The sequence below is a fragment of the Aeromonas sp. BIGb0405 genome (assembly GCF_024807335.1).
Lineage (GTDB): Bacteria > Pseudomonadota > Gammaproteobacteria > Enterobacterales > Aeromonadaceae > Aeromonas > Aeromonas rivuli.
Genome location: NZ_JANUEP010000001.1, coordinates 133,338 through 154,128 on the forward strand (window position 1 = coordinate 133,338; position 20,791 = coordinate 154,128).

Sequence of the window (20,791 nt, forward strand, 5' to 3'; positions counted from 1 at the left end):
GCCATCACCACAAGGGGGAGCCTCAGCTCCCCCTTGTGCTCTTCATGATGTGAACGGCCAATCACCCACTGGCCTCAACTCTCGCGCACTATGTTGCGATCCTTGGGCCATTGATCCCCGAGCTCGGCATATTTTTGCTCGAGCAGATGACGACGGATCTTCATGGTCGGGGTCAGCACGCCGTTCTCGATATTCCAGGGGGCCTTGACCACCAAGATGCCCCGCAGCCTGGCATGGGATTCGAGCTTGTCGTTGACCCGCTGACGGGCGGCCTCCAGCTCGGCATCTATCTGGGCACTGTTCCCCTTCATGGCCTGCTCCGAGAGCTGCACCAGGGCGATGGGCTGCGGCATGCCATAACCGATCACGCACAGCTGCTCGATGATGGACTCCTGACCGAGCAGCCCCTCGATGGGCACAGGGGCCACATACTTGCCCTTGGCGGTCTTGAACACATCCTTCATCCGCCCCGTGATGGTGAGATAGCCTTCGCTGTCGAGCTTGCCCATGTCTCCGGTGCGCAGCCAGCCTTCGGTATCGATGGCTTCGCTGCTGTGTTCCGGATCCTTGTAGTAGCCCAGCATCATGCCCTCGCAGCGGCAGAGGATCTCCCCCTCCGGCGAGATCTGGATGCGCACCCCGGGCCCCGCCTTGCCGACCGTGCCTATCTTGTCGGCCCGGAAGGGGTAGTTGAGGGTGGCGTAAGCATGGTTCTCCGTCATGCCCCAGGCCTCGGTGATATTGAGGCCGATGCTGTGATACCAGGCGAGCAGCGCCGGAGCCACCGGGGCTGAGCCGCAGCCCAGCACCCGTGCCTGATCCAGCCCCAGACCCTGTTGCAGCTTGCGTTTGATAAGCGTGCTGACAAAGGGGATCTTGAGCAGCAGGGCCAGCTTCTTCTGGGGCAGTTTTTCGTGGATCTTGATGCGGAACATGGCCCAGAGCCGGGGCACAGAGATAAATACGGTAGGACGGCAGCGTTTGACGTCCTCGATAAAGGTATCCAGGGATTCGGGGAAGCTTATCTCGGCGCCGCTAAACAGGCTGCCACCATAGATGTAGACCCGCTCGGTGATGTGGGCGAGCGGCAGGTAGGAGAAGCCGCGATCGGCCTCCCGCAGCCCCACGGCCTCGACCAGCTTCTCGCAAGACCAGGCGTAACGCTCGACGCTGAGCATGGCTCCCTTCGGCTTGCCGGTGCTGCCGGAGGTGTAGACCAGGCTGAGCAGATCCTCGCCCCGTTGCGGGGCCAGATCCCGGGCCGGTTCGTGGCTGGCCAGCAGGGCATCCCACTGGTGCTGGGCCGGCATGGTGTCATAGGGCATGGCGATGCGGGGCAGCTCCGCGGGCAGACCCGCTTCCTGGCTATGCCAGTCATCGAGTTTGCCGACGAATACCGCCTTGGCCTCGCTGTGGCGCAGCACATACTCAATGGTGTCTATGTTGGCGGTGGGATAGATGGGGACGCTCACATATTGCCCCATCTGCAGCGCCAGATCGGCGATGAACCACTGGGCGCAGTTCTTGGAGAGCAGGGCTATCTTGTCCCCGGGCTCGAACCCCAGGGCGCGCAGGGCTGTCACCAGACGGCGCGCCTCGTCGGCGACCCTGGCCCAGCTGAAATCTTGATACTGACGGTTGATGGTCTGACGAAGATAGACTCGATCCGGGCACTGTTGTTCCCACTGATAGAGCATCTCAAGCGGCAGCCGTTGGGCTATGGTAGAGGCGCTGGTCATGGTGCTTTCCCTGAAACAAATGAGGTAGTTTATTATTAACCTTTTGTTAACCTTCGGGAAAGCACAACCTTAAACTTGTGTTTGAAATGTGTCTGGGATCAAGCTTCTGCCTGCAGTTGCAGTCGCTTCCACATGGCCTGTACCAGGGTCTCATCCTGCTCCGACAACTCCCCCTGCAAGATGGCGTCGTTGAGGCTGCGCAGCACGTAGCTCTTCACATCCCGGATCAGCGTCTTGCCCTCCAGCTCGGCCCTGGCCACCGCCAGGGAGATATGGCCCCGCAGATAACCCCCGGCAAACAGCTCATCTTCGGTCGCCGTGGCCACCATGCTGTCTATCAGTGCCAACAATTTGTGTTCAAATTCATGAATCGTCATTTAACGCAGCCTCATTCGCCGGGATTGCCGGCAAGATAACTTGGGGTTGGAACCCTGATCCGGTTGATCGGGCTCCACAGGGCATGCCGCATCCTTGCAGTGCTATTGTGGGTTGGCCACCGGATAGATGACCTGATCCCTATATCCTGTCGTGATCCTTTGATAACCGCACAGCGCGCGATCCAGCGCCTCGTCACCGGTATCCACCAGCAGAGGGCGCCCTTCCAACGCCGCCAGTTTGCGCTTGCTCGCCACCACCAGGATGTTGTCCAGACCGACCGCCCGGATCACCTCCGGGCTGAGCTGCTGGTTGCCGCGACCAAACAGGTGCCCCTGTCCGCCTATCAGGGTAATGATCAGTCGGCAGTGGCGGCCACGAGTCCGGGTCAGGATCTCGTGAGCGCCCAGATCCTGCCCGATCAGCTGACCATTTTCCACCAGATCCACACCGAGCAGACTATTTTCCAGACCCAGCCGGTCCATGCAGGCCGCAACGGTCCCCCCTGAACCCATCAGGTAGAGGGTATCGGGCTCCATCTGCTCCATCACTTCGGCCGCTATCTCGTCGAGCACCAGCTCTTCACTCTCCCGGCCCCCCTGTTTGACCGACTGCACGTAGCGCAGATCGTTCGGAACCTTGAGCTGACCATAATGGCGGGCTCGCACCCGCCCCTCGCGAAAGGCGACCTCGTCGATGTCCATCACCTCCCCCTCCATCAGGCTGAGCAGCTCACCTGCGATCATCCGGGCCACAACCCGGCCGCTCGCCTGAGGGGTCACGCCATAGACCCCAGAGTGAATTTTGCAGCCAGCCGGGATACCGAGCACGTGCAGCTGCTCTCCCACCTCGGCGCAGATATCCCGGGCCGTGCCATCACCGCCAGCAAACAGCAGCAGATCGACGCCAGCGTGCATCATCAAACGTGCCGCGGCTCTGGTGTCTTCCGGTGTCGTCTGGAGCGAAACGGGGTCATAGATCACCCTATGGGGCAGGCCAAGCTCATCCGCCAGGCGCCCTCCCATCTCACCGGCCACCGTCACTATCTCAAAAGAGTGAGCCAACCCAATCAACGGTTGCAGCGCCTGGCGGGTACGCTCATTGGCCCTGGGCACGGCACCCCGGGCCAGTGCCTCGCCCAGCATGCCGTCACTGCCCTTGAGGGCGACCTGACCACCTATGCCGGCCACGGGATTCACTATCAGACCTAACCGAAACATGTTCTTCCTCTCAGGGCCAAGGGTTGGGATCACGCGATGGCACCATGGTACAACGTGATAAGCACTGTTAGAATGCACCGCTTTTTTATTCACTCACAAGGCTAGTTACATCATGTTTGAATGGATGCTTGACCCCACCGCCTGGGTTGCCCTTGCGACCCTGACACTGCTCGAGATCGTACTGGGCATAGATAACATCATTTTCATCTCTATCCTGGTCGGACGTCTGCCTGAAGCGCAGCGTCAGCGCGCCCGAGTGATTGGCCTTGGCCTCGCCATGGGTACCCGCATCCTGCTGCTGCTCTCTCTCGCCTGGGTGATGCGCCTGACCGATCCGATGTTCAGCATCTTGGACGAGGCGATCTCCGGCCGTGATCTGATCCTGCTCATTGGTGGCCTCTTCCTCATTGCCAAGAGCGTGCATGAGATCCATGTCTCCCTGGAGGGGGCGGCCGAAGCAAGTACCGCCCAGACAGTGGGGGCCAGCTTCGTCAGCATACTGATACAGATCGCTATCCTGGACATCGTCTTCAGTCTGGATTCTGTCATTACCGCCGTCGGCATGGCCGACCATGTTCCCGTCATGGTCTTGGCCATCATGATCGCAGTCGGGGTCATGATGTTTGCAGCAAAATCCATCGGTGACTTCGTCGATGAGCATCCAACCATCAAGATGCTGGCCCTTGCCTTCCTGATCCTGGTCGGGGTCGCCCTGATGGCAGAAGGTCTGGATCTGCATATTCCCAAGGGTTACATCTACTTTGCCATGGCCTTCTCCCTCGTCGTGGAGATGATCAATATCCGTCTGCGCAGCCACAACTCCAGGCCGGATTGAGAGCCATTCGTCCAACAAATGAGGGCGCTGTGGCGCCCTTTTTATTGTCTGCCAAAACGTCCTGTTATTGGTTGGGCACTATGATGGATACCCGACGATTCTGGGCCCTGCCTTCACGGGTCTTGTTGTCGGCGATGGGTTCAACCTCGCCTCGCCCCTGAATGATCAGGTTGGCCGGAACCATGCCGGCCAGGACCATGACATCGGCCACCGACTGGGCACGGGTCAGAGAGAGCCGCTGGTTATAATCGGCCGGGCCGTTGGTGTCGGTATGACCTTCGATCCGCACCCGGTTCAAACCGACCAGTTGCAAATTGTCGGCCAATGTACGCACAGCCCCTTGCGTCTGCTCGCTGAGTCGGCCCACATCGTTGGCAAACAATACCCGATTGGAGAGATCCAGGGTCCAGCCCTCTTCGGTCAATCGAAACCCCTGCTCCTTGAGCATGGCGAGCTGTTCGGCGCTCAGGCCCGTCTGGGTTGCGCAGCCACCAAGCAGCGTCAGCAGCAGCCCGGTCAGGGCGACACGAATAACCATCTTCATTACCTACTTTCCTCTTTGGGTGTGTGAACCTTTGACTCCCTGGCCCGCTGCGCCTTGTCTTGTCGCTTGGCAAGATACATGGCGTGATCGGCGTGCTGCAACAGGGCCTCGGCGCTGTCGCCATCGGTGGGGAAATGGGCCGCCCCTATGCTGAGGGTGCAATCGAGCCGACTGCCATCGGCCAGGGCAATGGGTTCGGCCATGGCCTTGCCGATGCGATTGATGATATCGACCACATCCCGATCGGCCGAGATGGGGCTGAGCAGCACCACGAATTCATCGCCCCCCAGGCGCGCCACCAAGTCCTGTGGCCTGAGCTGATGCTGGACACGCCGAGCGATGGCCACCAGCACCTCATCCCCGGTGCCATGGCCCAGGTTGTCGTTGATCTGCTTGAAGTTGTCACAATCGAGGTAGAGCAGGGAGAAACGCTCGGCGCGGGCCCGGCCATTGTTCACCGCCTGTTGCAGGCGAGCTTCAAACAGCGCCCGATTGGGCAATTCGGTGAGGTTGTCGTGGGTGGCCAGGTGCAACAGGCTGGCATTTTCGCGCTCTTGATGGGCCTGCCAGGCCTCGAGTTCATCGAGCAGCGAATTGAAATCCTGGCCCAAGGTATTGAGTTCGGTGATGCTCGCTTCGGGCACCCGCAGTTTCAGGGAACGCTCGCGGCTGACCCCATGGGCCACCTGTGCCAGGGATCTCAGCGGTGTGGTGATGGATCGTTGCATCAGGCGAGCAATATAGAGCGCCCCCAGGGTACTGAGCAGCATGCAGACCAGCATGGCCGCCAGCACCTGTACCAGGAAGCTGAGCAGATACTGGCCATGACCAACCAGCTTGATACGGGCAACCTCGTGGCCATTGTGGATCATGGGCAGTTCGATGGGCCCGGGCAGCACCAATTCGGCCAACTGCCGCTCCAGGGCGAACCAGGGCAAGGAGGCGGGTCTGGACCAATAGGCCAGCAACTTCCCCGAGGCGAGCACTATGCTCACCTCGGCCACATCCTCATGGGAGGCAATATTTTGCAGCGCCTCCCGGGCCGCCTCCCCATCCTGAAACACCACAGCGGCCTCCGTGGTATAGCCGATGGCGCGCGCCACCAGGTCAAGATTGTGATCCGTGTAAAAACGCAGCGAGAGCATGGCCATGGCGGTGAGCAAGCCCCCCACCAGGCAGACCGCCGTCAGGGAGACCATCAGGTGGGTGCGATCCAGGCTCTGCCGCAGGGTCAGCCGTTTTTTGCCAAGGCGGATGAAGGAGATCATGGTCGCGCCTCGTCAGCCCGGCCCAGCTTGAGCACGGCGGGATGCACCTTGACCCCGCTCAGGGCCAGGGCATCGAGATTGACGTTGAAGCGCACCCGCTCATCCCCCACCTGCAGGCAGAAGACACTGCTGGTGCTGCAAGGGCCATCCTTCTCACTGATGCTGAGTACGGCATGGCCTTGCAAATGGGCAAACAGCGCCAGCCGTTCGGCCTCGGTGACATCCCCCAGATAGATCACATCGCAATGCCCCGGGATCAGGGGATCGCCAACACTGTAGCGGCTGACCGTGACCCGGCGGCCATTGGCTTGCTGGCGGAGATGAAAGAGGCTATCGGCATACTCGGTCGGCCCCAGCACACAGAGTCGCAATGCCGGGGGTTCCACAGGCCAGCGGGTATAACTGAGAATATCGAGCACCGTCTGGCGCACGTGTTCCACGCGCAGCTCGGCCTGGGTGCCAGGACGGCCAGGGGTCTGGATATCGGCCAGAGCCAGGGAGCTTGCCAGCAGGAAGAGACCGGCAAACAGATGAAGCAGATACGATAAGTGCATAGGTTTGATCATAGAGATAGCCGAACAGATCCTAACATGTCCCTGAACCACAGGGTTAGCCCGACAGTGCCGTGCCACGGCGCTTCCTGTCAACCGCCAGCGCCAGCATGACGCCGTTATCCACAGCGCTGGCCTCCAAGGCCATGATAGATCAAGACAGGTTCTGGCCTCTTTCCATAGAAAAAGAGGCCAAACGGCCCCTTTGCATTGGCTGAAGAGCGGGTCTGTTACTTCTTGCCGATGCCATATTCCCGCAGCTTGTTGGCGATGGCGGTGTGGGAGACCCCGAGGCGCTTGGCGAGCTGGCGGGTCGAGGGGAAGGCCGGGTAGAGACGCGCCAGCAAGCGGCTCTCGAAGCGCTTGACCGCCTCGTCCAGTGCCCCTTCGAACCACTCGTCAATGAGTGGCATGGCATCGGGGGCGACCGGCAGGTCTATCTGTTCGGGGCCAATCTCGTCCCCTTCCAGCAGCGTCATGGCGCGGTAGAGGCAGTTGCGCAGCTGACGCACGTTGCCCGGCCAGCGGTAGGCGGTCAGGTATTCGGCCATGTTACGGGTGAAGCGCGGGCGCGGGCGCTGCAACTCGCTGGCGAAACGGGCGACGAACTGCTGGGCCAGGGCCATGATATCCGCCTTGCGCTCCCGCAGGGGGGGCAGCGCCAGACTCAGCACGTTGAGACGGTAGTAGAGATCTTCGCGAAACTTGCCCTCGGCCACCAGATCCAGCAACTGCTTCTGGGTGGTGCAGATGAAGCGCACATTGACCTTCACCTCCTGCTCGTCGCCGACCCGGCGAAACACCCCGTCTTGCAGCACGCGCAGGAACTTGGTCTGCAGGTGCGCGGACATGTCCCCTATCTCATCGAGCATCAGGGTGCCGCCGCTGGCAAGCTCGAGTACACCGCGCTTGCCCTCGGTGTTATTGCCAAAGGCGCCGGGGGCATAGCCAAACAGCTCGCTCTCGGCCACGTTGTCGGGCATGGCGGCGCAGTTGAGGGCCATAAAGGGGTGGCTGGAGCGCAGGCTGGCCCCATGACAGGCGCGGGCCAGCAGTTCCTTGCCGGTGCCGGTTTCGCCGACGATGAGCAAGGGAGCATCCTGCATCGCCAGCTTGCTGGCCTCGGTCAGAACCTGTCTCATCTTGGGGCTCTCTGCCTGCAGATGCTCGAAACCGCCCACCTCGATGGCATGCAGGGCGCTGAAATGCAGACCGACCCGGCGGGCAGACTTGAGCACCACCACGGCGCCAGCCAGGGCTTGCTTGCCCTTCTCTTCGGCCACGAACAGCGGCATCAGATCCGCCAGGTACTCCTCACCGCCCAGGCTCAGCTTGCAGGTCTGCGGCTTGATGTCGCTCGACTCGAGCCAACGGGTGAAGGCGAAGCCCTTGATCAGGGAGCCAAGGGCTACCCCCTTGACCTCCTCCTGTGGCAGGTTGAGGGTGGTCAGGGCCGACTGGTTGACCTGGGTGATGCGACCGCGACTGTCGAGGGAGAACACCAGATCCGGCAGCGCCTTGAGCAGGGCGCGGATCTCGTGATGCTCCCGCTCGGAGGGCAGGTAGGGGATGGTCTTGACGTCATGTACCCCGGGGATGCGGCGGATCTCGGGCATCAGGTGCTGGAAGTCGCGAAACTCCAGCTCGGGGAAATTGAGGTAGATGATGCCTGTGGTATCGATTTCGATGCCGCGCAGATCGATATTGTGCTCCACCAGACGATCGAGCAATTCCCGGGTCAGACCCAGGCGGTCTTCACAGCTGACTTCAAGACGCATTCGAGGCAGGCTTCCTGGCTAACTTCATGATGGGCGTGATAATAACGTCTCCCCCCCGCCAGTGCGAGACTTGCCCGGTAAAAATGAGGGCCCGCCCCGGTTTGCACCGGGCAGGCCCACGACGCCGTCACTGCCGTCCCCCTTGAGAGGGCTGGCGTGCACTATTTGAACAAGCTGTCGGTGCGCGCCGCCATGATGAAGTCATTTCGGTGCAGGCCGTGGATCTTGTGGGTCCACCAGGTCACCGTCACCTTGCCCCACTCGGTCAGGATCCCCGGGTGATGAAACTCCGCCTCGGCCAGTTCGCCGAGCCGGTTGGTGAAGGCGAGCGCCTCCTTGAAGTTGCGAAAGGTGAATTCACGGCGCAGTTGCAGTGCACCCTGTTCACTCACCGGCTGCCAGTCGGGAAGGGCGCGCATCAGCTCGGCCAATTCATGCTCGCTCACCCTGGGGGCATCGGCCCGGCAGGCCTCACAACGCTGGGTTGCCAGTTCAGACATGTTTTTCTCCTTCTCTAACGACAGCGGGATGTCAGGCACCATGCCTGGATGATCGGGTTCAACGTGCGGCCTGGATCTGCCTGGGGGGATAGAGGGGCTCGAACAGACCCAGCTCCCTGGCCCTGGTCAATTGCGCCAGTATCTCCTCCCGGGTCAGGGTATAGAGGCTGTCCAGGCTCGGCAGCACATAATAGAGGGGCTGCATGATGTCGATGCGATAGGGGGTGCGCAACACATCTTGCAGCACGAAAGGGGCGCGGCGCGGCGTGCCGGACAGGGCATAGGCGGTCTCGCCGATGGAGGAGAGGATGCCGCCGCCATAGATACGCAACCCCTGCTCGGTTTGCAGCAAACCAAACTCCACGGTGAACCAGTAGAGCCGGGCCAGGAAGACTCTCTCCTCCTTGCTGGCACTGAGCCCCAGCTGGCCATAGGTGTGGGTGAAATCGGCGAAGGCCGGATTGGTCAACATGGCGCAGTGGCCGAAGATCTCGTGGAAGATGTCCGGCTCTTGCAGATAATCGAGCTCATCACGGCGGCGGATGAAGGTGGCCACCGGGAACTGGCGATGGGCGAGCAATTCGAAGAAACGGTCGAAGGAGATGAGCGCCGGCACCGCCACCACCGACCAGCCGGTGCAGGGCGCGAGCACGGCATTGATCTCCCCCAGCTGAGGAATGCGATCCCGGGGCAGCTCGAGCAGATCCAGCCCGGCCTGATACTCGGCGCAGGCCCGCCCGGCCAGACAAGGCAACTGACGCTCGATCAATATCTGCCAGGTAGCATGTTCATCGTCGCTGTAGTCGATGAATCCCTGGCTATCGGCTTGGCGGGCACTGTAGTGATTTCCCATGCTGGCATCCTGCGACATCGGTGGCGATAGCGAGTCGGTCGCCATGTCCGTGAGCCACTCCCATTGGCTCAGAAGAGGTTATCTTGCCCCACCACTGACAGCAGGGCCTGATGGGATCACTGTAACGATTTCTCCCCTAAAAAAGCAGCCGACCCAGGGTCGGCTGCTCATTGATGAATGTAAAGAAAATGTGACAAGCGGGCTCATCCCCCGACTACCCCTTGCTCAGGTAGCCCGCTATCTTGCGCACCAGCCCCTTGCGCATCTCGGAGAGTCTGGGCTTCTCGTCCGCGCACCAGGGCAGCGGGCGGCACGCCTCTATGGTGCGCAGGCCAAGCCGGGCAGTGAGCAGACCGGCCCCCACCCCTTGCGCCGCCCGGGCCGAGAGCTTGGCGGTCAATTCCGCCCCCAGCAGATCCATGCCCACCTCGGTCACCAGCTCGGTCGCGCCGGCATAGAGCATGTTGCGAAATACCTGACGGATCAGGTGAATGCGGCTCCAGTAGCCGAGCTCAATGGCATAGACATCGGCGATATCTTCAATCATGCGCAGGTTGCGCCACAGCATCAGCATCATGTCAACGGCGGCGAGGGGGCTCAGGGCCACCAGCACGGCCGCCTCCCCCGACCACTTGGCCACCCGGGCCTGGGCTAGCTTGTCGCGCTCGGTCAGCACCAGCTGGCTGTAGAGCGTCAGCACCTCGCGATCGCTGTGGCTCTCGTCGAGCTGGGCGAGCCAGTGCTGATAGCCCTCCCGCCCCTTGTCGCCACTTTTTACCGCCAGCCCTTCGCAAAAGGCTTGCCCCTGCCCCACCCCCTGATGGGCCAGCAGATCCTCGGCCTTGGAGCGTACATCCTGGCGCCGCTTGAGTTTGCGCAGCCGCAGCCACTCGCGCCCGACCACGGTCGCGGTGCCGACCAGCACCAGGCCGGAGGCGACAAGCCAGGCTCCGCCCCAGAATGGCGAGGCGAGGAAGCTCTCATAGAGAAAGCCGACAAACTGCCCCAGGGAGAGCAGACCGACCGCCCCCAGGCCCCAGGCCAGCAATCGGTGCCGGCGTCGGGGGCGCACCGTCAAGGCGGGTTCAACCTCGGTCAGTTCATCCAGGGCTTCCAGGCGCTCGAAGCTCTCATCCTCCAGCACCTGAGCCTTGGCAAGGGGGGCGGGCTCCGGGGGAGTGAGCGGCTCTTCCAGCACGACTCTGCCCTGCAACCTGGGCTCCTGTTTTAGCTCATTCATGCCGCTCTCCTCTCTCCCAACCTCTGAGCTGGGAGCTATTCAATGGATCCCTAGACCCGGGATCACAACACTGTGTGTCCCGAACCGGGCCAATTTATTCCAACCGCTCCCCAGCAGACATGCCGGGGAGCATAGAGACGTATCATGCAAGGCCATGGCGTTCTGCCCTGATGGACCCCAGTGGCCGCTATTCCAGCTTGTCGCCCAGCAAGAACTCCAGGGCGGCATCGAGGCGAATATGGGGCATCGCCTGATGGGGGCTCATGGGCAGAGGACGGAAGGCCTGGAAGTCGAATTGCTGACCCTGCCACCAGGCGGCAGACGGGATCTGGGCCGGCACTTCCCCCGGAAAGATGAGCAGTGGCTCACCGGCGAGACTGGTGCCCTTGATGGCAGGAAACTCGCGCCCGCCCGCCATGCCCTTGCCCGCATCGGTCGCCTTGATGGAGGCCAGCGCCAGACACTCGGTCGCGATGCCTTCGAAGCGCGCCTGGCCCCGTCCGCTCTGCACCAGATGCTGCAGCAAGGAGACCAGGGGAGCATGTTGATCCGGGGTGACGTGATCGGCCTTGCTCGCCACAAACAACAGCTTGTCGATGCGCGGCGCAAACAAGCGGCGCCACCAGCTGCTCTTGCCATAGGCAAAGCTCTCCATGATGCGGGCGATGGATTGCTGCATGTCGCCGAAGCTCTCGGCCCCGGCGTTGAGGGGTTGCAGACAATCCACCAGCACTATCTGGCGATCGAAACCGGCGAAATGTTGCTCGTAGAAGCCTTGCACCAGATGCTGCTTGTACTGCTCGAAGCGTCGCTTGAGGGTGAGATACAGGCTCTCTTCCCCCAGAGTTCCTGCGGGGCTCTCCCAGACCCAGGGCACGAACTGCAACATGGGGGCCCCCTGATATTCCCCCGGCAGCACGAAACGACCGGGTTGAATGAGGTGCAGCCCCAGCTCGCGCTTGCAGGCATGCAGATAGTCGGTGTAACGCTCGGCGAGACGCGCCACCTCCCCCTCATCAAATGCTTGTTCCGCTCGCCAAGGCTGACCCTGCTCGGTCAGCTGCCAGGACGCGGCCAGGGCTTGCAAGGCGGGGCGTTTGAGCTGCTCGCGCACCTGCTCGCTCCACTGCTCGTAGCTCAGCTCAAGCAGCGGCAGGTCCAGCAACCACTCCCCCGGGTAATCCACCAAGTCCAGATAGAGGGTCGATACCTCCCCCAAGTGGCGACGCAGAGGGTGGCGGGTGCGATAACGCAGCTCGAGGCGAACCTCGGCCACGCCACGGGTCGCCTCGGGCCAGGCGGGGGGATCGGCGAAGAGGCTGCCCAGCCCCCGCTCATAGGGAAAGGTGGGAATATGCAGATTCTGCTGAGGCACGCGGCGCGCGCCCAGCAGACGCCCCTGACGGGCGGCATCCCAGAGGGGCAGGCGGCCATCGATGGCGGCATGCTCGAGCTGATGGACCAGGGCGGTGATGAAGGCGGTCTTGCCGCTGCGCGACAAGCCAGTCACCGCCAGACGCAGGTGCCTGTCACGCACCCGATTCACCGCGTCCTCGGCCTTGTGCTGCAAGGCCGAGAGCTTTCTCTCTAGAGTGCGTATCAAAGTTTGTTGAATTCTCGCTGCAGGGTGAACTCCTTGGAGGTCACCAGTTTCTCGATCTGCTGCACCCTGGGCTCCAGGGCGGCCAGCTCGCGGCTCACCTTGTCCAGGGCCTGCAGCGGCGTCATGCCCGCCTGCCAGCTATGGGCCTTCATCCGGCTCTCCGCAGGAGTCGGCGAGTCGGGCGTCAGCAACACCGGCTTCTTGTCGAGCAGGAACCAGGCCGCGATATAGGCGGTGAAGGTGATGAAACCGGCGAAGATGAGGCCACTGATGGCCAGCAATCGCACTATCCAGGTCTCGACCCCAAAGTACTCGGCGAGACCGGCACAGATACCGGCGATACGCCCCTTCTGGGGATCGCGGTAGAGATTGCGGCGGCTCTCTTGTCCAAAGGATTCACTCATACCTTGTTCCTCCAGCCAGGTACCTCGGCGTCCAGAATGGACTCAAGGGCCCCGACCCGCTCCTGCATCTTGTCGGCTTTTTGCAAGAGGCCCTGCAACTGATCCCGTTCGTTATCGGCCAGTCCGACCCCGATCCGCCCCTTGGCCCTGTAGTGCAGCACCAGCCAGATGGGGGCGACCACCACCATGAAGACCATGATGGGTGCCACGAATATGCCAAGAATGTCTTCCATGCATTACTCTCCCTGTTTGCCGTCGCTGGCCTGACCCATCTTCTGGCGCAGGGCATCCAGCTCGCGGCTGATCTGATCGTCGACTTCCAGCTCGGCAAACTGGCTCGCCAGGGTCTTGTCGGACTGCCCAAGATCGGCGCGGGCCTCCATCTCGTCAATACGGCGCTCCATGCGTTCAAACTTGTCGACCACCCCTTGACTGCCGCCACGGGCGACCTGGCTCTGCACATTCAAGCGGCTGCTGGCCGCCTCGGTGCGGATGACCATGGCCTTCTGACGGGCGCGAGCATCTTCGAGCTTGGCTTCGAGCTGGCGGATCTCGTCACCCAGCTTGTCGATGCCGGCGTCCACGGCCTGGCGCTCACGCGCCAGGTTATCGCCAAGCTCAGCCTGCTTCTTCTTCTCGATGAGGGCGGCGCGCGCCAAATCTTCACGCCCCTTGGAGAGGGCCAGCTCGGCCTTGCTCTGCCACTCGTCGACCCGCTCCTGATGGCGGGCGACCTGGCGACCAATCTCTTTCTGATCGGCCAGGAAGCGAGCCAGGTTGGAGCGCTCCTTGACCAACTCATCTTCCATCTCCTGAATGATCAGGCGCACCATTTTTTGCGGATCTTCCGCCTTGTCCAGCAGCGCCGTCAGGTTGGAGTTGATGATGTCGGCTAACCGGGAAAAAATGCTCATGATGAGACTCCTTTGATTGCATGAGTGATTTACCATTCGAGTATTGCAACCATCATGCCAAATATTTAAATATCGCTAACCCAATGATTTATCTAGGAACACCATGCCACATGACTCGAATGAAGAACAGCAGGGTGATAAAAATAACCAACTCTTGGTAAGATTGACCAGCTTTTACCAACCACAGGGAACATCATGGCCACGGAAAGCCTGCTTGGCGTGTCGAACGCCTTCCTCGAGATAGTTGAACAGACCTCACGGCTGGCGCCATTGCGCAAACCCGTGCTCATCATCGGCGAGCGGGGCACCGGCAAGGAGCTGATCGCCCATCGCCTACATTATCTCTCGCCGCGTTGGGATCAAAGCTTTGTCACCATCAACTGCGCCACCTTGAGTGAGAGCCTGCTGGAAACCGAGCTGTTCGGCCACGAGGCGGGATCCTTCACCGGCGCCGCCAAGCGCCATCAGGGCCGTTTCGAGCGCGCCGATGGGGGCACCCTCTTCCTCGACGAGCTGGCCACCACCAGCGCCCGGGTTCAGGAGAAGCTGCTGCGGGTCATCGAATACGGTGAGTTCGAACGGGTTGGCGGTGCCAAGGCGCTCAGCGTGGATGTGCGGCTGGTGTGCGCCACCAATGAAGACTTGCCTGCCCTGGCCGAACGTGGCGGCTTTCGCCATGACCTGCTCGACAGGCTGGCCTTCGATGTCATCACCCTGCCCCCCCTGCGTGAGCGGCGCGACGACATCCTGTTGCTGGCGGAGCATTTTGCCCACGGCATGACCCGAGAGCTGGGTTACGATCTGTTTGCCGGTTTCTCCCGGGAGGCGAAGGCGCTGTTGCACGACTACGACTGGCCCGGTAATGTGCGCGAACTCAAGAACGTGATTGAACGCAGCATCTATCGTCAGGCCAATCCCAGGCTGGCCCTCGGCGAACTGGTGATAAACCCCTTCGACTCTCCCTGGCGTCCCGGGGCCCGGCGCACCGCGTCCACCACCGGCATCGAGCCGGTCCGAGGATCCACGGGGCAAGAGGCGGATACAGCTGATACAAATGAGGCTTTTTCATTCTCTTTGCCGACCCTGCCTTGCGATCTGAAAACCCAGGTGGCGAGCGTCGAGATAGATTTACTCAAGCAAGCGATGCGACAATCCCAGTATAATCAGCGCAAAGCCGCCCAACTGCTGACCCTGAGTTACCACCAGTTTCGCGGGATGTTACGCAAATATCAGCTGCTGGACGGGGACAATGACCCCGTCTGAAAGGTGGAGCGTCCTGTGACAGGTCGCCGCCGTGGGGGCCATCGGCTTCGCCAACTTGCTAACGACATGGTTTCATAATGAGAATGCTCACACCACTGCTGCTCGCCAGTCTCGTACTGCTTGGCGGCTGTCAGAAACAGACGGAAGCCTCCAAAACGGGGCTCATCTACTGCAGCGAAGGGGCGCCCCAGACCTTCAATCCCCAGTTGGCCAATTCGGGGGCAACCCTGGATGCCAGCGCCCGCCCTCTCTACGATCGCCTGCTGGAATCGGATCCCTATACCCTGGCGCTGCACGGCAGTCTGGCCCGCGACTGGCAGGTGAGCGAGGATGGGCTCATCTACACCCTGAACCTGCGTCAGGATGTGTTGTTCCATCACACCGCCTGGTTCTCCCCCAGTCGCCCCCTCAACGCCGACGATGTGCTGTTCACCTGGCAGCGGCTGCTCGACAGCGCGAACCCCTATCACCATGTTTCTGGCGGCCACTACCCCTATTTCACCAGCCTGGGGCTGGATAATCTGCTGCACAGTGTGCGCAAGACGGGCCCCTATCAGGTGGTATTCGAGCTCAATCGCCCCGATGCCTCCTTCCTCGCCACCCTGGCGAGTGACTATGCGGTGGTGCTCTCTGCCGAGTATGGCCAGGCCATGCTGGCCGCCGGTACCCCCGCCCTGCTCGACAGCCGCCCCATAGGGACTGGCCCTTTTCGCTTCAAGGAGTATCGCCACAACGAGTTCATCCGCTTCGAGCGCCATCCCGGTTACTGGCGCGGCCCGGCCCCCCTCGAACAGCTGGTCTATGACATCACCCCCAAATCCTCCAAGCGGCTCGCCAAGCTGCTCACCGGTGAATGTGACGTGATGAGCTACCCCTCCGCCAGTCAGCTGTCGGTGATCCAGCAGCATGATGATCTCACCCTGGCGGTGCAGCCCGGCATGAACGTGGCCTTCCTCGCCCTCAATACCCGCAAAGCGCCCTTCAACAAGGTGCAGGTACGCCAGGCCATCGCCAGTGCCATCAATGTGCCCAATCTGTTGCAAGCGGTCTATTTCGGGACTGGCCAGAGTGCCAACAGCCTGCTGCCGCCGCGCTCCTGGGGTTATGATCCCAGCTCGCCGAGTCGCAAGCAGGATCTCGACCGGGCGCGGGCGCAGCTCAAGGAGGCGGGACTGCCCCAAGGTTTCGAGATGCAGGTGCTGGTGCCGCCGGGTTCGCACCCCTACAACCCGGACGCCTTGAAGACGGCTCAGCTCATCCGCAACGATCTCGCCGAGGTGGGCATACGGCTGCGCATCGTGCAGCAGGAGGCTCCCGTCATAGAGCAGCGTCTGAGCAAGGGGAATTACGACAGCCTGTTATCGGGCTGGATGGCCGACAACGCCGATCCGGACAACTTCTTCCGCCAGTTGCTGAGCTGCAACGCCGTGGCCCAGGGCAACAACGACAGCCGCTGGTGCAACCCGGCCTTCGATCAGTTGCTCGACGATGCGGTGGGCAGCGGCAAGCTCTCGTTCCGGCTGCGCAACTACTATTATGCCCAGCGCATGCTCAACGAGCAGCTGCCCCTGATCCCCCTGGCGCATGCCCTGCGTATCCAGGCCAGTCGCAAGGATGTGCTGGGGCTGGAGTTGATGCCCTTCGGTGGCACCTCCTTCAATCAGGTCCACCGCAAATGAGCATGCCAATCCGGACATCATCCCTGCCATGGCTAGCCTCCGACCAGCCTGCTGACAGCGCTGGCCTGCTCATTCGTCCCCAGGGGGACGCCCTCTTCATCCCGTCGCAGAGGCACTAGCATGCTGTTTTACATATTGCGTCGTATCAATCTGCTGCTCATCACCCTGCTGGCATTGACGGTGGTCGCTTATCTGCTCGATTACCGTCTGCTCGGCCAGCAACCGAGCTTCTGGAGCGGCTACCCCGATTTCCTGCGCCATATCTTCGAGGGAGACCTGGGGGTCTCCAGCGTCTCGGGGCGCCCCGTACTCGATGAGATCCGCCACTACTTCCCGGCCACCTTGAGCCTGTGCGTCGCCGCCTTTGCCATCTCCTTGTGTATCGGCATTCCGCTAGGCACCCTGGCGGCCCTCTATCAGGGCCGTGGCCTGGATATGGGCATCATGACCGCCGGCCTCATCGGCTACGCGGTGCCCGTGTTCTGGCTGGCGCTGCTGGTGGTGATGTTCTTCTCCCTGGATCTCGGCTGGCTGCCCGCCTCCGGCCAGCTCAGTCTGCTCTATGACGTGCCATCGATCACCGGGGTCGCCCTGGTCGATGTGCTGCTGAGCGAGGAGCCCTGGCGTGATGCCGCGCTGCACGATGCCCTGCGCCACATGATACTGCCCTCTCTGGTCCTTGCCGTGGTGCCCACCACAGAGGTGATCCGCCATGTGCGCAGTTCCCTCATCGACGTGATGAAGCAGAACTACATCAAGGCTGCCGCCAGTCGCGGCCTCTCCCGCCGCCAGATTGTCTGGCGCCATGGCCTGAAGAATGCCCTGCCCCCGGTGCTGCCCCTGCTCGGCCTGCAGCTCGGCAGTGTACTCACCTCCGCCATGATCACCGAAGTGGTGTTCGAGTGGCATGGCATAGGACGCTGGCTCATCAACAGCATCGCCCTGCAGGACTATGCCGCCATCCGTGGCGCCACCCTGGTGGTCGCCGGTTTCGTCATCTTCATCAGTGTCAGTACCGACCTGCTGACCACGCTCATCTATCCGGCGCGGCGCAAGGAGTTGTATGCAAGACAAGGATAATCTCTACCCCGAGCTGCGGATCCTCTCCCCCCTGGAGCAGACCTGGGCGGCCTACCGGCGTAATCCACTGGCCATGGCCGGGCTCTGGTGCTTTGTTGCCCTGCTGCTGCTGACCCTGGTTGGCCCGTTGCTGGTCCCTTATGGCATAGATGAGCAGCACAGCGAGCATCTGCTGCTGGCTCCCTCCTGGGCCAACAGCGGCAATATCGACTACTTCCTCGGCACCGATGATCTGGGCCGCGACATGCTGTCGCGACTGGTGGTCGGCGCCCGGCTCACCTTCGGCTATGCCCTGGGGGTGGTGGCGATCGCCATGGTGATCGGCACCCTGATCGGCATGCTGGCCGGCATGAGCCGAGGGCTGAAATCGAGCGTACTGCACCATCTGCTCGATACCCTGCTCTCCATTCCGTCCTTGTTGATGGTCATCATCATGGTCGCCATCCTGGGCCCCGGTCTTGGCAATACCCTGATCGCCATCACCCTCGCGCTGATCCCGCCCTTCATCCGCGCCACCTATAACGCCGTCCATACCGAGATGCAGAAGGAGTACATCATCGCCAGCCGCCTCGACGGCTCGCCCCCCTGGCGCATCATGCGCCTGGCCGTGCTGCCCAACATCGTCGAGACCCTGGTGGCCCAGACCACCCGCACCCTGTCGGCTGCCATACTGGATATATCGGCGGTGGGCTTCCTCGGCCTCGGTGCCCAGTCCCCCCAACCTGAGTGGGGAACCATGCTGGCCGACTCGAGCGACCTCATCTATCTGGCGCCCTGGACAGTCACTCTGCCAGGGATGGCCATCCTGTTTAGCGTGCTGGTCACCAACCTGGTCGGTGAAGGAATAAGAGAAGCACTCAAAGAGGGAAATGACTGATGCGGGTGAACCATGATATTCGCAGCCCGGGCATCTCCACCCTCACAAGAGGGATCGCCTGATGCCGCTGCTTGATATACGCAACCTCACCATCGAAATCGACACGCCCCAGGGCAAGGTCAAGGCCGTCGACAAGGTGAGCCTGACCCTGAGCGAGGGGGAGATCCGCGGTCTGGTGGGGGAATCCGGCTCGGGCAAGAGTCTGGTGGCCAAGGTGATTGTCGGTATCCAGAAGGATAACTGGACGGTGCGGGCCGATCGGATGCGCTTCAATGACATGGACTTGCTCACCATGGAGCCCAGGGAGCGACGCCGCATCATGGGCCGGGAGATCGCCATGATCTTCCAGGATCCCACCAGCTGCCTGGATCCCTCGGAGGTGATAGGCACCCAGCTGGAGGCTGCCATCCCCACCACCGCCTTCAAGGGCAAGCTCTGGCAGAGTTTCCAATGGCGCAAGAAGCAGGCCATCGCCCTGCTGCACAGAGTCGGCGTGAAAGATCACCGCAAGGTGATGCGGGCCTATCCCCATGAGCTGTCGGACGGCATGTGTCAGAAGGTGATGATCGCCATGGCCATTGCCAACCAGCCGCGATTGCTGGTGGCGGACGAGCCCACCAGCGCCATGGAGTCCACCACCCACTCCCAGATATTGCGTCTGCTCGACAAGATGAACAAGCTGGGCAACACCACCATCCTCATCATCAGCAACGACATCGCCGCCATCGCCAACCTGACCGACAACATCAATGTCATGTACTGCGGCCAGATGGTGGAAGTGGGCACGCGGGAGCAGATCCTGGGATCGCCCCATCACCCCTATACCCATGCCCTGCTCCAGTCGATCCCGGATTTTGACAAGCTGGTGCGTCACAAGTCCAGACTCGAGACCCTGCCCGGGGTGATCCCCCCCCTGCAGCACTTGCCGATCGGCTGTCGACTCGGGCCCCGTTGCCCCCACGCCCAGAAGCTCTGCGTGCAGACCCCCTTGATGAGCAAGATCAAGGGCCATCAGTTCAGCTGTCACTTCCCCCTGAACATGGAGGAGCCCAAGAAATGATGGCCAGCCTCCCGTTGCGTACCGCAATGCCTGAACGCCTTCACCCCAGGGCGCGGATCCCTGTTCCCGTCGTTATGCTGATCCCGGAGTCATACCTGTGTTGAACGAGCCCACGTTTTCCCCCTCCCTGCTCCAGGTCCGGTCGCTCAGCAAGACCTATCAGAACCGTACCGGCCTGTTTCGATCCCGCGCCGTACAGGCCGTCAAGCCGCTCTCCTTCGATCTCGAGGTGGGCCAGACCCTGGCGATTGTTGGCGAGGCGGGTTCCGGCAAGAGCACCCTCGCGCGGATCCTGGCGGGCATGATTGAACCGTCCAGCGGCGAGATCCACATCGAGGGGCAGTTGATGCGCCATGGGGATTATCAGGCCCGCTGCAAGCTGCTGCGAATGATCTTCCAGGACCCCAACTCCTCCCTCAATCGCAAGATCCGGGTGGGCCAGATCCTGGAGACACCACTGCGCCTCAATACCGAGTTGAGTGAAGAGGAGCGGGAGGAGAAGGTGATGCAGACCCTGCGCATGGTGGGCATGCTCGCGGATCACGCCTTCTTCTACCCCCAGATGCTGTCGGCGGGCCAGCAACAGCGGGTTGCCCTGGCCCGGGCACTGATCCTCAATCCCAAGATAGTGGTCGCCGACGAGGCCCTGTCGACCCTGGATATCTCGGTACGCTCCCAGATCATCAACCTGCTGCTGGAGATGCAGGAGACCATGGGGCTCAGCTACGTGCTGGTGGCCAACGATCTGGGGGTGGTGAGCCACATCAGCGACGAGGTGCTGGTGATGCATGATGGCCAGGTGGTCGAGCGTGGCAAGACCCTCAAGGTCTTTGCCGATCCCCAGCATGGGGTGACCAAGAAACTTATCCAGAACTACAACAACGAATATCGCCGCTAAGCTTGCCGCCGCCAGCCGCCCGTCTCGGCTGGCGGCATAGCCGCTCTTCCCTCCCCCTTATTTTCCCCATAAAAAAACCCGGCACTGTGGCCGGGAATTGCGCTCAAACA

General features: G+C 61.7%; 21 protein-coding genes. 7 read left to right on the forward strand and 14 right to left on the reverse strand.

The annotated features are described in order from the left end of the window. Positions 1 to 74: 74 nt before the first annotated feature. The 3 genes from M2366_RS00675 to M2366_RS00685 form a co-directional block, all read right to left on the reverse strand. Entirely contained in the window at positions 75 to 1,739 is a 1,665-nt protein-coding gene (locus M2366_RS00675; protein ID WP_042042873.1) for an AMP-binding protein, read from the reverse strand. 98 nt (positions 1,740 to 1,837) lie between these two features. Beyond that, the gene (locus tag M2366_RS00680; RefSeq protein WP_259268710.1) at positions 1,838 to 2,116 is read right to left on the reverse strand and encodes a YfcL family protein; all 279 of its coding nucleotides are present in this window, start codon (positions 2,114 to 2,116) and stop codon (positions 1,838 to 1,840) included. A gap of 102 nt (positions 2,117 to 2,218) precedes the next feature. Next, positions 2,219 to 3,334, reverse strand: a complete 1,116-nt coding sequence (locus M2366_RS00685) for an ATP-NAD kinase family protein (RefSeq protein ID WP_224432750.1) — start codon at positions 3,332 to 3,334, stop codon at positions 2,219 to 2,221. A 112-nt stretch (positions 3,335 to 3,446) separates the two neighbouring features. On the opposite strand from M2366_RS00685, the gene M2366_RS00690 reads away from it, so the two are divergent. After that, complete coding sequence (locus M2366_RS00690) at positions 3,447 to 4,169, forward strand: TerC family protein (RefSeq protein ID WP_224432749.1); 723 nt, start codon at positions 3,447 to 3,449, stop codon at positions 4,167 to 4,169. A gap of 64 nt (positions 4,170 to 4,233) precedes the next feature. On the opposite strand, the gene M2366_RS00695 is transcribed toward M2366_RS00690, so the two are convergent. The 11 genes from M2366_RS00695 to pspA all read right to left on the reverse strand — a co-directional run bounded on the left by M2366_RS00695 (position 4,234) and on the right by pspA (position 13,824). Continuing rightward, positions 4,234 to 4,713 carry an OmpA family protein gene (locus M2366_RS00695; protein WP_224432748.1) on the reverse strand — a complete coding sequence of 160 codons (480 nt, stop codon included), beginning with the start codon at positions 4,711 to 4,713 and terminating at the stop codon, positions 4,234 to 4,236. Beyond that, entirely contained in the window at positions 4,713 to 5,981 is a 1,269-nt protein-coding gene (locus M2366_RS00700; RefSeq protein WP_259268711.1) for a diguanylate cyclase domain-containing protein, read from the reverse strand. Before M2366_RS00700 ends, M2366_RS00695 begins: the two co-directional genes overlap by 1 nt. Beyond that, positions 5,978 to 6,535 (reverse strand): YfiR family protein, encoded by a 558-nt coding sequence (locus tag M2366_RS00705; protein WP_259268712.1) that lies wholly within the window; start codon positions 6,533 to 6,535, stop codon positions 5,978 to 5,980. Before M2366_RS00705 ends, M2366_RS00700 begins: the two co-directional genes overlap by 4 nt. A 227-nt stretch (positions 6,536 to 6,762) precedes the next feature. After that, positions 6,763 to 8,310: a transcriptional regulator TyrR gene (gene tyrR, locus M2366_RS00710; protein WP_042042879.1), complete on the reverse strand. Its 1,548-nt coding sequence runs from the start codon at positions 8,308 to 8,310 to the stop codon at positions 6,763 to 6,765. Between the two features lie 161 nt (positions 8,311 to 8,471). Next, positions 8,472 to 8,810: a 4a-hydroxytetrahydrobiopterin dehydratase gene (locus M2366_RS00715; protein ID WP_042042880.1), complete on the reverse strand. Its 339-nt coding sequence runs from the start codon at positions 8,808 to 8,810 to the stop codon at positions 8,472 to 8,474. A gap of 58 nt (positions 8,811 to 8,868) precedes the next feature. Beyond that, positions 8,869 to 9,663: a phenylalanine 4-monooxygenase gene (phhA, locus tag M2366_RS00720; RefSeq protein ID WP_259268713.1), complete on the reverse strand. Its 795-nt coding sequence runs from the start codon at positions 9,661 to 9,663 to the stop codon at positions 8,869 to 8,871. A 214-nt stretch (positions 9,664 to 9,877) separates the two neighbouring features. Continuing rightward, positions 9,878 to 10,903 (reverse strand): YcjF family protein, encoded by a 1,026-nt coding sequence (locus M2366_RS00725; protein WP_042042882.1) that lies wholly within the window; start codon positions 10,901 to 10,903, stop codon positions 9,878 to 9,880. A 187-nt stretch (positions 10,904 to 11,090) separates the two neighbouring features. Next, a complete protein-coding gene (locus M2366_RS00730; RefSeq protein WP_042042883.1) occupies positions 11,091 to 12,506 on the reverse strand; it encodes a YcjX family protein in 1,416 nt (471 codons plus the stop codon). After that, entirely contained in the window at positions 12,503 to 12,910 is a 408-nt protein-coding gene (gene pspC / locus M2366_RS00735) for an envelope stress response membrane protein PspC (protein WP_224432743.1), read from the reverse strand. The genes M2366_RS00730 and pspC overlap by 4 nt, the downstream gene beginning before the upstream one ends. Next, positions 12,907 to 13,143, reverse strand: a complete 237-nt coding sequence (gene pspB, locus M2366_RS00740; protein WP_005907556.1) for an envelope stress response membrane protein PspB — start codon at positions 13,141 to 13,143, stop codon at positions 12,907 to 12,909. The genes pspC and pspB overlap by 4 nt, the downstream gene beginning before the upstream one ends. 3 nt (positions 13,144 to 13,146) lie before the next feature. Next, on the reverse strand, positions 13,147 to 13,824 hold the full coding sequence (pspA, locus tag M2366_RS00745) for a phage shock protein PspA (RefSeq protein ID WP_042042885.1): 678 nt from the start codon (positions 13,822 to 13,824) through the stop codon (positions 13,147 to 13,149). A gap of 195 nt (positions 13,825 to 14,019) precedes the next feature. Here pspA and pspF point away from each other — a divergent pair, with 195 nt between their 5' ends. From pspF to M2366_RS00775, 6 genes are all read left to right on the forward strand, one after another. Continuing rightward, positions 14,020 to 15,087, forward strand: a complete 1,068-nt coding sequence (gene pspF, locus M2366_RS00750; RefSeq protein WP_259268714.1) for a phage shock protein operon transcriptional activator — start codon at positions 14,020 to 14,022, stop codon at positions 15,085 to 15,087. 83 nt (positions 15,088 to 15,170) lie between these two features. Beyond that, positions 15,171 to 16,766: an ABC transporter substrate-binding protein SapA gene (gene sapA, locus M2366_RS00755; protein ID WP_259269097.1), complete on the forward strand. Its 1,596-nt coding sequence runs from the start codon at positions 15,171 to 15,173 to the stop codon at positions 16,764 to 16,766. A 120-nt stretch (positions 16,767 to 16,886) separates the two neighbouring features. Next, positions 16,887 to 17,846: an ABC transporter permease subunit gene (locus M2366_RS00760; protein ID WP_042042888.1), complete on the forward strand. Its 960-nt coding sequence runs from the start codon at positions 16,887 to 16,889 to the stop codon at positions 17,844 to 17,846. Next, positions 17,830 to 18,723 carry an ABC transporter permease subunit gene (locus M2366_RS00765; protein ID WP_042042889.1) on the forward strand — a complete coding sequence of 298 codons (894 nt, stop codon included), beginning with the start codon at positions 17,830 to 17,832 and terminating at the stop codon, positions 18,721 to 18,723. Before M2366_RS00760 ends, M2366_RS00765 begins: the two co-directional genes overlap by 17 nt. 61 nt (positions 18,724 to 18,784) lie before the next feature. Then, positions 18,785 to 19,783, forward strand: a complete 999-nt coding sequence (locus M2366_RS00770) for an oligopeptide/dipeptide ABC transporter ATP-binding protein (protein ID WP_224432740.1) — start codon at positions 18,785 to 18,787, stop codon at positions 19,781 to 19,783. 97 nt (positions 19,784 to 19,880) lie between these two features. After that, positions 19,881 to 20,681, forward strand: coding sequence for an ATP-binding cassette domain-containing protein (locus M2366_RS00775; RefSeq protein WP_224432739.1), 801 nt, complete (start codon positions 19,881 to 19,883; stop codon positions 20,679 to 20,681). The last annotated feature ends 110 nt before the right edge of the window (positions 20,682 to 20,791 follow it).